9 protein-coding genes are annotated in these 12,779 nt (G+C 57.5%); 8 read left to right on the top strand and 1 reads right to left on the bottom strand.

Annotated features, from left to right (window positions below; translation table 11 throughout):
* Positions 1 to 60 precede the first annotated feature (60 nt).
* The 4 genes from N7220_RS06525 to N7220_RS06510 all read left to right on the top strand — a co-directional run bounded on the left by N7220_RS06525 (position 61) and on the right by N7220_RS06510 (position 4,758).
* Entirely contained in the window at positions 61 to 486 is a 426-nt protein-coding gene (locus N7220_RS06525; RefSeq protein WP_283150653.1) for an OsmC family protein, read from the top strand.
* 464 nt (positions 487 to 950) lie between these two features.
* Positions 951 to 1,256 (top strand): hypothetical protein, encoded by a 306-nt coding sequence (locus tag N7220_RS06520; RefSeq protein WP_283150652.1) that lies wholly within the window; start codon positions 951 to 953, stop codon positions 1,254 to 1,256.
* Between the two features lie 413 nt (positions 1,257 to 1,669).
* Positions 1,670 to 3,370 (top strand): DUF1800 domain-containing protein, encoded by a 1,701-nt coding sequence (locus tag N7220_RS06515; protein ID WP_283150651.1) that lies wholly within the window; start codon positions 1,670 to 1,672, stop codon positions 3,368 to 3,370.
* Positions 3,371 to 3,378: 8 nt separating this feature from the next.
* Positions 3,379 to 4,758 (top strand): DUF1501 domain-containing protein, encoded by a 1,380-nt coding sequence (locus N7220_RS06510; protein WP_283150650.1) that lies wholly within the window; start codon positions 3,379 to 3,381, stop codon positions 4,756 to 4,758.
* Between the two features lie 31 nt (positions 4,759 to 4,789).
* On the opposite strand, the gene N7220_RS06505 is transcribed toward N7220_RS06510, so the two are convergent.
* A complete protein-coding gene (locus N7220_RS06505) occupies positions 4,790 to 5,818 on the bottom strand; it encodes a LacI family DNA-binding transcriptional regulator (RefSeq protein ID WP_283150649.1) in 1,029 nt (342 codons plus the stop codon).
* Between the two features lie 451 nt (positions 5,819 to 6,269).
* Between N7220_RS06505 and N7220_RS06500 the strand changes: the two genes are divergently transcribed.
* The 4 genes from N7220_RS06500 (at position 6,270) to malF (ending at position 12,777) form a co-directional block, all read left to right on the top strand.
* The gene (locus N7220_RS06500) at positions 6,270 to 8,696 is read left to right on the top strand and encodes a beta-galactosidase (RefSeq protein ID WP_283150648.1); all 2,427 of its coding nucleotides are present in this window, start codon (positions 6,270 to 6,272) and stop codon (positions 8,694 to 8,696) included.
* A 53-nt stretch (positions 8,697 to 8,749) separates the two neighbouring features.
* On the top strand, positions 8,750 to 9,874 hold the full coding sequence (locus N7220_RS06495) for an ABC transporter ATP-binding protein (protein ID WP_283150647.1): 1,125 nt from the start codon (positions 8,750 to 8,752) through the stop codon (positions 9,872 to 9,874).
* Between the two features lie 100 nt (positions 9,875 to 9,974).
* Positions 9,975 to 11,180 (top strand): maltose/maltodextrin ABC transporter substrate-binding protein MalE, encoded by a 1,206-nt coding sequence (malE, locus tag N7220_RS06490; RefSeq protein ID WP_283150646.1) that lies wholly within the window; start codon positions 9,975 to 9,977, stop codon positions 11,178 to 11,180.
* A gap of 79 nt (positions 11,181 to 11,259) precedes the next feature.
* Positions 11,260 to 12,777: a maltose ABC transporter permease MalF gene (gene malF / locus N7220_RS06485; protein WP_283150645.1), complete on the top strand. Its 1,518-nt coding sequence runs from the start codon at positions 11,260 to 11,262 to the stop codon at positions 12,775 to 12,777.
* The last annotated feature ends 2 nt before the right edge of the window (positions 12,778 to 12,779 follow it).

Here is a 12,779-nt window from a genome sequence, read left to right as displayed (position 1 = left end):
GAACTCAATCGCCTCTACACCGTCACAGTACGACTGCTGCAACCATCCTGGAGAAGCATCATGCAAAAGAGCGGTTCCGCGAAGTGGCAAGGCGCAATCAAAGATGGCATTGGATCGATATCCACTCAAAGTGGCGTGCTCAATGATGCACCCTACGGTTTCAAGGCGCGCTTTGAAGGTGGCCCTGGCACGAATCCGGAAGAACTGATTGGCGCCGCGCATGCAGGATGTTTCTCGATGGCGTTGTCGTTGCAATTAGGCGAGGCTGGCATGGTAGCCGACAGCATCGCCACCAAAGCAACAGTGACGCTGGATAAAGATGACAGCGGTTTTACCATCACTGCAGTGCATCTGGATGTAGTAGTCAAGATACCTGGCGCGAGTCAGGAGGCCTTTGAAAAGGCCGCCAATGCTGCCAAGGCAGGTTGCCCGGTGAGTAAATTGTTAAATGCAAAAATCACCATGGATGCACGGCTGGAGGCATGAGTTTGCGCTTGGTTAGAAGCTGCTGCGGCATTGAACGATATATTCATGCCCGGCGCGTACGAACCAAGCGTGTAAGGAAATATGACACGTGGTAGGATGATCTCAGGTTCACCCTCCGCACATTTGTGATTACACAGCGGAATACTAGAACGAGCCGGTTTATATCTTGATGTCGACGCACTTGATCGTTCAGTGATGCGCTTTTAACGCCGCAACAACACGGCTGCCCTGTTGTTGGCAATATTTTGGCGATTTCGGTCACATATCTGTAATTACAAGTGATTTGCTCACTTGATATCCATATCGCCGCACCGATATTTTGAATGAACTGGTTCTATCCTCGACGTAGTTCCGTTTGACAATATGGCTTGTGTGGCCGATTGATGTATTTGAATTGTATATCTCTTGTATATGCATTGAATCAATCACCAACCCCGCGCCATTGCTGATCCGCAAAAGAGCAAATGAAAGATAAATCCCATTCCCCCGATCCGCGTGCCGCAGCTGAAGCGCGTATTGCACTGGCCAGACTGTTTGGCGATTCAGCACCGTCTTCCAACGAGCCAGCAGCTCAGGCGACAGAACGCGCGCAGCAAGAAGGTGGCGATACCTTGCTGGCCCGTAAAAAGGCCCATGAAGCAGAATTGTCGTCGCGTATTGACCTGTTGCGCCGCAAGCGTGAGGCCCGTGAGCAGATACTGGCCAAAGTCGCCGCCTCCGGTTTTACCCCGGAAGAGTTACTTGATGCTGCGGCCCGGTTGGCTGAGTAATCGGCCAACGCTCAGGGCCTGAGTCAGCCGCGTGGTCGGCCCTGCGCGCTAGTTCGTGATATGTATGGCTGTAGCGCGGCCTGGACTTGCCACAGTCGGTCGGCTTGCGGATGCACTGCCACTTCGCGTCCATCCAGAGACGTGCTAATGCCATTTGCCGAAAGTGTTGGCTGTCTTGCCCGCATGGTTTCTCGGCGGATCTATATCGCAATCTTCCGCACTCTGCGCTCATGAACCTGAACGACCCGCCGACAGCATCGCCATGCTGGTGTGGTGAGCCGGATACGGGTTTTTGTTTTTGGTCTGCCAGAAACAACCGATGGGCGAACCCGCGCAATGCATTTACCCCTTCAAACCTATGATGCGCAGGCACGAATTGCCGCCTGGAATCATTCGCGTCTGTCGAGGGTTAAATGTCCATTTTGCAAGAAGATGCCTCACCAGGCGTCGAAACTGATGTCGACCATGCCGGGTTTGATCCGCTAGCGGCGATGGCCCTGGCCGCGGGTGCTGCTTTGTTGAGTGCTTGCGGAGGCGGCGGTGGCGGTAGTTCGGACACTGTTGCTGCTACCCCGACTCCCTCGGCTGCGCCTGTTACCAGTGCAGATGCCTCCCGTTTGCTCAGCCAGGCGGGTTTTGGTGCGTCCGACGATCTGCTCAGCCAGGTACGGACGCAAGGAACAAGCGCCTGGCTCGATGCGCAAATGGCCTTGCCAACCAGCCAGGGGCATTACGACTGGATGGTGGCCAATGGCTATAACGTGGTCGCTAATCTTTATTCGAGCGGCGGCATCGACAACAGCCTGTGGCACAAACTCATCAGCTCGCCGGATGTGCTGCGCCAGCGCATGGTCTTGGCGTATTCCGAAATATTTGTGGTGTCGTTAATCGGGTTGCCGATTGCGTGGCCGCAATTCACGGTCGCGGCCTACGTCGACCTGCTTGAAGCCAACGCATTCGGCACATATCGCCAGTTGTTGCAGGCGGTGGCGCTCAGCGTCGGCATGGGCAGTTATCTGAATATGCGTGGCAATCAGAAGGGGAATCCTGCAACTGGCAGGCAACCGGATGAGAATTTCGCCCGCGAAGTCATGCAGTTGATGTCGATTGGCTTGTATCTGCTTAATCCGGATGGCAGCTTGCAACTGGACGGCCAGGGCCAGCCGATTCCGACTTATGACCAGACCACCATCACCACGCTGGCCAGCGTCTTTACCGGGTGGGATGCCAGTGGCGCCAATAACCTTGATCCGGCTTTCGTGCGCACGCCCATGGTCAATACGGCCAGCCGCCATGACAGTACCGCCAAGTCGCTATTGGGTATCAACATCGCAGCGGGAACTGACGCTGCCACAGCCATGGGACAAGTGCTCGACGCACTGGCCAGCCACCAGAATACCGCCCCGTTTATCAGTCGCCAGCTGATTCAGCGGCTGGTTTGCAGCAACCCCAGCCCGGCTTATATCCAGCGTGTGGCGACGGTATTTGCCAACAACGGCGCAGGCGTGCGTGGGGATCTGAAAGCGGTCATCAAAGCCATCTTGCTCGATACCGAGGCCCGCGCCACGCCTGATCCGGCCCACACCACTAGTGGCAAATTGCGCGAGCCGGTCATTCGCTTTGTGCAATGGGCACGGACGTTCAATGCCACCACCGCTACCGGCAAATGGGGTATTGGTGATCTGTCTGACCCCGCCAGCAAATTGGGCATGAGCCCATTGCGCTCACCGTCCGTCTTCAATTTTTTCCGCCCCGGTTACGTGCCGCCAGATAGCCAGTTGGGAACACTCAATCTCACCAGTCCGGAACTGCAGATCACTAACGAATCGACGGTGGTCGGGTATATCAATTTTATGCAGAACGCCGTGACCAAAGGTGTCGCGGATGTGGTGCCTGGCTATAGCGCCGAGCTGTTGCTGGCCGTCGATGCCAATGCCCTTGTCCAGCGCTATGCCCTGCTACTGGCCTGCAACGGCTTGAGCGCCGACACCGTTGCCACTATCACCACAGCCGTGTCCAGCATTTCAACGAGCACCAGCGCGGGCCAGTTGGCTCGGGTGCAGGCGGCCATTTTGCTGGTGATGGTGTGCCCCGAATACCTTGTGCAGAAGTGAGCTCAGTCATGTCCAAGCTTGATCAAATTACCCGCCGGGAATTTCTGCGCCGCACCTCTGCCTTGGGTCTGGCCGGAATGGCTACGCCGTGGGCGCTCAACCTGGCGGCGATAGGCGAAGCTGCTGCGGCCACCACTCCGGGCGATTACCGCGCGCTGGTCTGTGTGTTTCTGTACGGCGGCAATGATTACGGCAACACCCTGATCCCCTATGATCAGGCCAGCTATACCGCTTACCAGAGCATCCGCCAGACCTTGGCGATTGACCGCACCCAACTGGCGGCAACTGCATTGACGCCGGTTACGCCCTTGCCTGGCGGTCGGCAAATGGCTTTGGCCCCAACGCTTGCACCACTTAAACCCCTGTTTGATGCAGGCAAATTGGGTGTCATGCTCAATATTGGCACGCTGGTGCAGCCGGTGACGCTGGCCCAATACAAGGCGGGCACCGCCCGTTTGCCGCCAAAATTGTTTTCGCATAATGATCAACAAAGCGTGTGGCAGTCATCGCTGCCGGAAGGGGCCACCAGTGGCTGGGGCGGGCGCATTGGCGATTTGTTCCTGAACAGCAACAGCACGTCGACCTTTACCTGTATCAACGTTTCCGGCAACGCGGTGTTCATGTCTGGCAAGCAGGCAGTGCAATACCAGATGTCGCCCTCTGGCGCAGCGCCCGTCAATGGCATCAAAAAACCGCTGTTTGGTTCCACCGCATGTAGTGCCGCCTTGCAAAGCCTGATTACCGCGCCGCGCAGTCATTTGATTGAGTTAGAGCAAAACCGCATTGTCAGCCGAGCCATTGCCGCGCAGGGCACCTTGTCCGGCGCGCTATCCGGCGTGAGTTTGACCACCTCGTTTGATAGCTCCAACGGGCTGGCAAACCAGTTGAAAATGGTGGCCGAACTGATCGCCGCACGCTCGGCCCTGGGCGCCAGCCGGCAAGTGTTTTTTGTATCAGTCGGCGGGTTTGACCTGCATAGCAACCTGGTTAACCTGCATCCCGGTCTGTTGACCACGGTAGCCAACGCCTTGAACAGTTTTTACAACGCGACCGTGGAGCTGGGCGTTGCCGACAAAGTGACTGCATTTACCGCCTCTGATTTTGGCCGGACCTTGTCATCCAACGGCGACGGTTCGGATCATGGTTGGGGCAGCTATCACTTTGTGCTGGGCGGCGCGGTCAAAGGCGGTGATTTTTATGGCACCTTGCCCGCTGTGGCAGTGAATGGCCCGGACGACGTCGGTCAAGGCCGCCTGCTGCCCACAACGGCAGTTGACCAACTGGCCGCTACGCTGGCTACATGGATGGGCGTGAGCGATAGCGATATGCCACTGGTAGTGCCAAACATTGCCAACTACAGCACGCGCAATCTGGGATTTCTGACCTGATCTGGCGGACGGTGAGCAGTAGCAGTCTGCGCTAGGTTTTGTCTGGCACCGGCCCGGTGGAGGTGCGTGCCACCAAGGTCGGTTTAGATGTCACCAGCATGGGGCGGGCGCCGTCACCGGGTTTGCCTTTGATCAGGCTTAGCAGCAGGTTGACCGCCATCTCTGCGGCTTCTTGCGTGGGCACCGCTACGGTACTCAAGGCGGGACGGATCTGATGCGCCAGGTTGATATCGGTAATGCCGATCACCGACAAGTCATCCGGCACGCGTACGCCCATATCCGCCGCCATTTGCAGTACGCCAATGGCGGGCAGGTCGTTGGAAACAAAAATGGCAGTCGGTCGCGACGAGCTGGACAATAACTGGCGCGCGGCGTCATGCCCGGCTTCAATGGTGTCGTGGCCAAAACAGGTGTTTTCAGCCAAGTTATCGATTCCGGCGCGGGCGATGGCGTCGGCAAAACCACGATAACGCCAGATATGGTTACCGTTGCGTTCGCTGCCTACGACTGCGCCCACCTGGCGGTGGCCTAGCGCCAGCAGGTGTTCAGCAGCGATTTCGCCAGCACGGTAAAAATCGACGGCAATCGAGGGCAGGGCGGGCGGCTGCTCGGGTCGCTCCCACATGCACAGCACCACAGGCGTGCCGCGACGTTCGGCCGCCAGCAACACATCCTGTTCCACAAAATCCGCATTCATCACCAGCACGCCGTGCGCCAGTGAGCCTCCGACCTGGTCCAGATAAGCGCGCTCCAGTTCCGCATCGTCATTGGTGTTGCACACAATCAGAAAGTAACCCTGCTTGCGCGCAGCCTGTTCGGCGGCCAAAGCGAATTCCGGATAAAACGGGTTGGCAATGCTGGAGACCACCAGGGCCAGCGTCAACGGGCGGCCTTCAACCAGGGCACGGGCGTTCAGGTTGGGTCGATAACCTACTTCCTCGGCCAGCGCCAATACTCGCCGTCGCGTGTCTTCGCCCACTTTGCCGCGGCCGCGCAAGACATTGGAGACGGTTGCGGTGGTAACGCCTGCCCGCCGGGCGATTTCTGCCAGTGTTGCCATAGGTGATGTGAGCCTGTTCCCTGACCGGTGACTGGCTGTGTCCGGCAGATGCCCAAGCCCACAGCATTAGTAAATCATCATTGATTAAACGATTAATCTATCAAATCAGAGTACAACATCCTTGTCAATTTGCCTCCGGCTGCTCGTCTTTGCCTCAGTTGTCGCATTGTATGTATTGCGATACATGTCTGTTTTGCCATGCCACAGGCCAATGTGGTGCAATTTGTCAGGGTCGCCGCACGATTTTTGTGAATATGAGGGTAAGGCCTTATTGCGACAACATGCCCATGCTGAGAAATTGAAAGTAGGTAAAACGTTTAACTACAAATTTAAGCGTTTAAATTTTTGGTGTGGCATCTCGAATATTGCTGCAGGCCAGCAAAATGGCTTGTTGGACGGGTGGCTGCATGAAGCAGGAAAAATAAAACTACACAACAGGAAGATGGCACCAGTGACTTTCCGGCCACACAATCAGGTCAAGCTGACTTTGGCGGCGCAGGCTGCAGCGCCCGAGATCGGCTTTTTGCGGCAAGACTGGCACACCGGTCCTCAGGGCTCGCTCGCCATCAATAGTCGCTACCTGGTCCGCGACGATCAGCCGTGGCTGCCGGTGATGGGCGAGTTTCATTACTCGCGCTTTCCACGGGCGCAATGGGCAACCGAACTGCGCAAGATGCGTGCCGGTGGCATCCAGATTGTGGCGTCGTATGTATTCTGGAATCACCATGAGGCCCAGCCTGGCCAGTTTGACTGGTCGGACAACAAAGACCTGCGCCACTTTGTGCAACTGGTTGGGGAGCTGGGCATGTTGTTCTCGCTGCGTGTCGGGCCGTGGGTGCATGGCGAAGCGCGCTACGGTGGCTTTCCGGACTGGCTGATCAACACTTTGCCAGCGACCGACTTGCGTACCAACGCGCCAGCTTATCTGGCTCATGTTGAACGCCTGTACGGCGCCATCGGCGAGCAAGTGGCGGGTTTGATGTGGCAAGACGGCGGCCCGGTGATGGCCGTGCAGATTGAAAACGAATACGACCGTGTTGGCCCTTCCTGCGGCGCCGAGCACATTGCCGAACTGAAACGGATCGCTATCGCCAGCGGCCTCAAAGTACCGCTGTATACCGTTACCGGCTGGCCGACACTGGATATCCCGGCGCGCGAAGTGGTGCCGTTATCGGGTGCCTATGCTGATGGTTTCTGGCAGGGCAGTAGCGAGCCGCTGCCAGCATCCGGCGTGTTTTTGTTTAACACCAGCCGGGTGATTGGTGAAATGGGTAACGTCGGCGGCACGCCGGCAGCCGGGCAGATTGACCCGCAGCATTACCCGTTCTTTCTGGCAGAAGCCGGCGGTGGCATGCATATGTCTTATCACCGCCGACCAGTGATCAGCACCCAAGATGTCTACGCGACCGCGCTGACGCAAATTGGCTCTGGCGCCAATCTGTACGGTTATTACATGTATCACGGCGGCACCAACCCGGTTGGCGCCGCGGGTTATCTGAATGAAACCCAGGATACTGGCTACCCGAATGACGTGCCGCTGCTGGGTTACGACTTTCACGCGCCGCTGGGTCAGTATGGGCAGATTCGGCCCTCGTTTGGCCACTTGGGTATGCTGCACCAGTTTGTCGCGGCATATGGCGCGCAACTGGCACGCTTGCCAGCCACACTGGCCGACGGCGCGCCAGCCGATCCATCCGACGCTACGCAACTGCGCGTCTGCGCACGCGGCGACGAGCAGGGCGGCTTTGTATTTATCAATAATCATGTACGCCATCATCCGCTGCCGGACTTTGCCGCTACCCAGTTACAGCTGCAGATAGGCGATACCGCCGTGCTGGTGCCCGAACAGCCCATCACCATTCCGTCCGGTACGGCGCTGATCTGGCCCGTGCTGCAACGTCTGGGTGGCGCGTTGCTGCGCTATGCCACGGCCCAGCCACTGACCAGGCTGTCGCACGAAACCGTGCCTTGTTATGTGTATTTTTCGGTGGAAGGCATTGCGCCGGAATTCTGTTTTGACGCGCAAACCATCCGGCAGATCGATTGCCCGCAGTCGTGGCTGCAGACGCGTGATGGTTGTGTGTTCTTGCGGCCAAGCCTGAACGGTGAACCGGTGGTGATCACGCTGACCGACAGTCTCGGTGCGGCATGTCGTTTGATCGTGCTGGATCAGCGTCAGGCCGTGGGCAGCACGGTAGTGCAGTTGCATGACCAACAGCGCCTGGTGATCAGTGAGCAGGGCTGCTGGCAGGATGGCAACACCGTGCGCGTATATCGGGATCAAACCGGCCCGGTGAGTCTTGCCGTATTCCCCGGTCACGATCTGCAAGCCGTTGCCACAGACGCCTTTGCCGTATTCCAGCAACAGATTGCCGAGCCCGCTGATATCGCCGTGCAAGTCAGTTTGCAACGCCCGGCAACTATGCCGCCGTTGCGTTATGGCCCGCATATCAGCTGGCGCAGTGGCCCGGTGCCGTTGGCGCCGGACGATGCCAGTTACCAGCACGCCGCCATCTGGCAACTGGCATTGCCTGATTCAATCGCCACGCAATCGACAACGCGCTGGTTGTTGCAACTGGACTACGCCGGTGACGCAGCCCGGCTCTATGCCGATGGCGTGTTGATCAACGATCAGTTCTACGACGGGACCACGTGGGAAACCGCGCTTGATGATCTTTTCGCGAATGGTCGCAAGCCGCAACTGACTTTGCATGTTTTGCCCACGCAAAGCGACGCTGCCATTTTCCTGGAGCCTGCAGCACGTGAACGGCTGGCAGTGGCCCCGCAACCGGAGCAACCCGCGCTGCTGCGCGTTGCCTTGTGCGGCGTGAACGAAGTGGTTTTCGAAATTGAGAAATTGCATCACATCGCGCAGTAAATAGCGGTTGCTCCGCTTTGCGCCACGATGTTTGAACCCAACAAGGAGGCCATGTGGCCAGCGTTTCCCTGATTAATGTCTGCAAGTCGTTCGACAACGCCACGCTCACTATCAATGACGTGTCGCTGGAAATTGCAGATGGCGAGTTTTGCGTGTTCGTTGGCCCCAGCGGCTGCGGCAAGTCCACTTTGTTGCGCATGATCGCCGGGCTGGAAACCATCACCACGGGCGAGATGCGCATCGGTGGTAAACGCGTCAACGAACTCGCGCCGTCCGAGCGCAACGTGGCGATGGTATTTCAGAGCTACGCGCTGTATCCGCACCTGACCGTAGCCCAGAACATGGGTTTTGGTTTGCGGCTGGCAGGCGTGACCAAAGCGGCGATTGCCGAGCGCGTGAACGGCATTGCCAACATGTTGCAGATTGAACGTTTTCTGGAACGCAAACCGCGCGCTTTGTCTGGCGGGCAACGCCAACGGGTGGCCATTGGCCGGGCGCTGGTACGCGAGCCGGAAGTCTTCTTGTTTGACGAGCCGTTATCCAATCTGGATGCCGCATTGCGCACGCAAACCCGCGTGGAAATCGCCCGGCTGCATCGCCAATACGCTCGTGCCAGCACCATTTACGTGACGCACGATCAGGTCGAAGCCATGACGCTGGCTGACAAGATTGTGCTGCTGCACACCGGCGCAGACGTGGCCAAATTTGGCAGCGTGGCGCAGATCGGCTCTCCGCTGGAGCTGTACGAACATCCCAATAGTCTGTTCGTGGCCGGTTTCCTTGGTTCACCGAAGATGAATTTCCTGCATGGCACCGTTTCGGCAATTAACGAATATGGCGTGCAAGTGCTGACCCAGGATGGCTTTACCCTGACTGCACATGTTGAACCAGCGGGTTTGACTGTCGGTGCCAATGTGCAACTGGGCATTCGGCCAGAACATCTGGAAGCCGCACATGCGGGCGACCTCAATACCTTTACTCGCGAAATCCAGTGGGTTGAGCGCCTGGGCGAAAGCACTTATGCATACCTGAATGGCGATACTTCGGTCCCGCTGATTGCGCGGCTGCACGCCAGTACACCGGTTCAGGCCAATGAGCCGCTGACCCTGTGTGCGCCGATAAGCAAAACCCATTTGTTTGGCGAAGACGGCCGCGCGTTCCGGCGGCTGGCAGTTTGAAATCACGGGGCCAACCGCCCCGGGACAGCACCCCTGGCAGTCGAGGCAATGCCGGGATATCACTGATGTGGTGGCATTAAAATAACGAGGATCGATAAAAATGGTACACAAGACTTTGGCTCGGCAGCTGGCGCGACTGGGTGTTCTGGTTGCTGCAGGGATGCTGAGTATGCAGGTACACGCCGCTGAACCCGGCAAGCTGGTGATCTGGATCAACGGCGACAAGGGTTATGACGGTATCGCAAAAATCGGCGAGAAGTTCACCAAGGAAACCGGTATTCAGGTGAAGGTGGAACATCCGGAAGACGCCATCGCCAAGTTCGAACAGGCATCTGCCGCCGGTAAAGGCCCGGATATCTGGATCTGGCCACATGACCCGGCCGGTAACTGGATTTCTGGCGGTTTGATTTCGCCAGTCGCGCCGTCCAAACAGATTGTGGACAGTATTGATCCGCTGGCATGGAAAGCCTGGACTATCGGTGGCAAGACTTGGGGCTATCCGCTGTCGATCGAAGCCGTGGCCTTGTTGTACAACAAGGATATGGTGCCAACACCGCCCAAGAGCTTTGACGACGTGCTGACGCTGGACAAAAAACTGTCCGCTCAGGGCAAGCACGCCATCATGTGGAACTTCACCGAGGTGTATTACTCGTGGGCGCTGCTGGCGGCTAACGGTGGTTACGTGTTCAAGCGTAACGCCGATGGCTCTTACAACTCGCAAGACGTTGGCGTGAACAACAAGGGCGCCTTGCAAGGTGTGGAGATGATCCAGAAGCTGATCGCCTCCGGCGCCATGCCGAAAACCGCGTCCTACGCTGAAGCAGAAGCAGCCATGAACGAAGGCCGCACCGCCATGATGATCAATGGCCCGTGGGCGTGGAACAACCTCAAGAAGAGCAAGATCAACTTCGGCGTAGCGCCGATTCCAGGTATTGGCGGCAAGCCAGGTGCTCCGTTCGTTGGCGTGCTGGGCGCGATGGTTGCCAGTTCCAGCCCTAACAAGGAAATCGCTACCGAGTTCCTGGAAAACTACCTGTTGTCCAAGGAAGGCCTGAAAGACATGAACGACGCAGTGCCGTTGGGCGTGCCAGCCAACAAGGCGTTCTACAACGAGCTGAAGAATGATCCGCTGATCGAAGGCACGATGGCCGCAGCCCGCGCTGGCGCACCAATGCCAAGCGCACCGGAAATGCCACGTTTCTGGACATCCATGAAAGCCGCGCTGGAAAACGTGACCCAAGGTCGCGAAACCCCGGCTGTGGCACTGGATCGCGCTGCCAAGCGCCTGAAGGGTGAGCAGAAGTAACAGCAAGCCACACGTGTTGCCCGGCATCGTCCCCATGCCTTGCCGGGCAGCACGCCACTTTCAGCAGTGAGAGATATCAATGAGACGTTCGTACATGCACTACGTGCTGGCCGCGCTGGGCATTATCAGTTTGCTGGCCGGTTTTGCGCTGGTTCCGTTGTTCTACCAGGCGCATCAGCCGATTTATGCGGGTGCAATGATTGTGGTGCTGGCGCTGGCCGTATTCATTTACACCTCGCCGCGCATGTACGCCTACCGCTACGTGGTACCGGGGATTCTGGCCGGAATCGTATTCATTGCCTTGCCGGTGGCCTATACCCTGGGCATCAGCTTTACCAATTACAGCTCGCAGCATTTGTTGTCGCAAGCACGCGCCACTGATGTGCTGCTGCAAAAAAGAATTACCGGTGACGCCAGCATGAACATGAAACTGTTCAGCAAGGGCGATCAATACAAGCTGTATTTCAGTGACGACGCGGGCAAGGGTTATATCTCTGACGCCACGCCGCTGACCGCTACCAAAGAGCAGCATGTGCCGCTGCACGAAACCACAGCTACCGATGGCTTTGGTGCGCCCGTGCTCCTCAAGGATTTATTCAAGCTGCAACCTGGCCTGAAACAAGTCGTAGCGGTGATGCCCGATGGCACTGAACTGCGCCAGAGCAGCTTGCGCCGCTTTGCCCAAAGCAAACCGGCATACACGCTCAATGCCGATGGCTCGCTGACCGATGTCGAACACGGCGGCGTACTCAAGCCCAATATCCACAGCGGCTTTTTTGAGACCGCCAGCGGCCAGCAGCTGGAGCCTGGGTTCCGCGTTAACGTGGCGTGGCAGAACTATTGGCGCATTTTCAAAGATCCGGCGTTTCACGAGCCTTTTCTGCGCATCTTTACCTGGACCATCGCCTTTGCCAGTCTGAATACCCTGGCCACCTTTGCCATTGGCATTGTGCTGGCGGTGATGCTGAACTGGGAAGCGCTGGAGTTCCGCGGCGCCTATCGCATGATGTTGTTCCTGCCGTACGCAGTGCCTGCCTTTATTTCGATTCCAGTTTTCAAGGGCTTGTTCAACGAGAACCTCGGTGAAATCAACCTGGTGCTCAACATGATCCTCGGTGTGCGGCCAAGCTGGTTTTCAGACCCGACGCTGGCCAAATCCATGGTGCTGCTGGTGAACACCTGGCTGGGTTATCCGTACATGATGATTCTGTGCATGGGCCTGATCAAAGCCATTCCGGAAGAACTCTACGAAGCCTCCGCGCTGGCCGGTGCTGGTCCGTTCACCAACTTCTTCCGAATCACGTTGCCGTTGATTCTGCGGCCGATTGCACCGCTGTTGATTGCCTCATTTGCTTTCAACTTCAACAACCTGACGCTGATTGCGCTGTTGACCAGCGGTGGCCCGGATTTCCTCGATACCCAAGTACCTGCTGGCGCGACCGATTTGCTGGTGTCGTACACCTATCGCATCGCCTTCCAGGATTCCGGCCAGAACTACGCACTGGCCTCGGCGATCTCGTCGATCGTGTTCCTGATCGTGGCTACCCTGGCGGTGGTTAACCTGCGGCTGTTCAAAGTGAACCGGCAGAACGCCTGATC

The organism is Silvimonas soli (genome assembly GCF_030035605.1).
Classification (GTDB): domain Bacteria; phylum Pseudomonadota; class Gammaproteobacteria; order Burkholderiales; family Chitinibacteraceae; genus Silvimonas; species Silvimonas soli.
The sequence above is the reverse complement of the archived record's forward strand: the minus strand, read 5'-3'. Positions and strand labels throughout refer to the sequence as shown.

Coding starts and splice junctions, on each gene's coding strand:
- N7220_RS06525 (WP_283150653.1), top strand. CDS start 61: ATGCAAAAGAGCGGTTCCGCGAAGTGGCAAGGCGCAATCAAAGATGGC.
- N7220_RS06520 (WP_283150652.1), top strand. CDS start 951: ATGAAAGATAAATCCCATTCCCCCGATCCGCGTGCCGCAGCTGAAGCG.
- N7220_RS06515 (WP_283150651.1), top strand. CDS start 1,670: ATGTCCATTTTGCAAGAAGATGCCTCACCAGGCGTCGAAACTGATGTC.
- N7220_RS06510 (WP_283150650.1), top strand. CDS start 3,379: ATGTCCAAGCTTGATCAAATTACCCGCCGGGAATTTCTGCGCCGCACC.
- N7220_RS06505 (WP_283150649.1), bottom strand. CDS start 5,818: ATGGCAACACTGGCAGAAATCGCCCGGCGGGCAGGCGTTACCACCGCA.
- malE (WP_283150646.1), top strand. CDS start 9,975: ATGGTACACAAGACTTTGGCTCGGCAGCTGGCGCGACTGGGTGTTCTG.
- malF (WP_283150645.1), top strand. CDS start 11,260: ATGAGACGTTCGTACATGCACTACGTGCTGGCCGCGCTGGGCATTATC.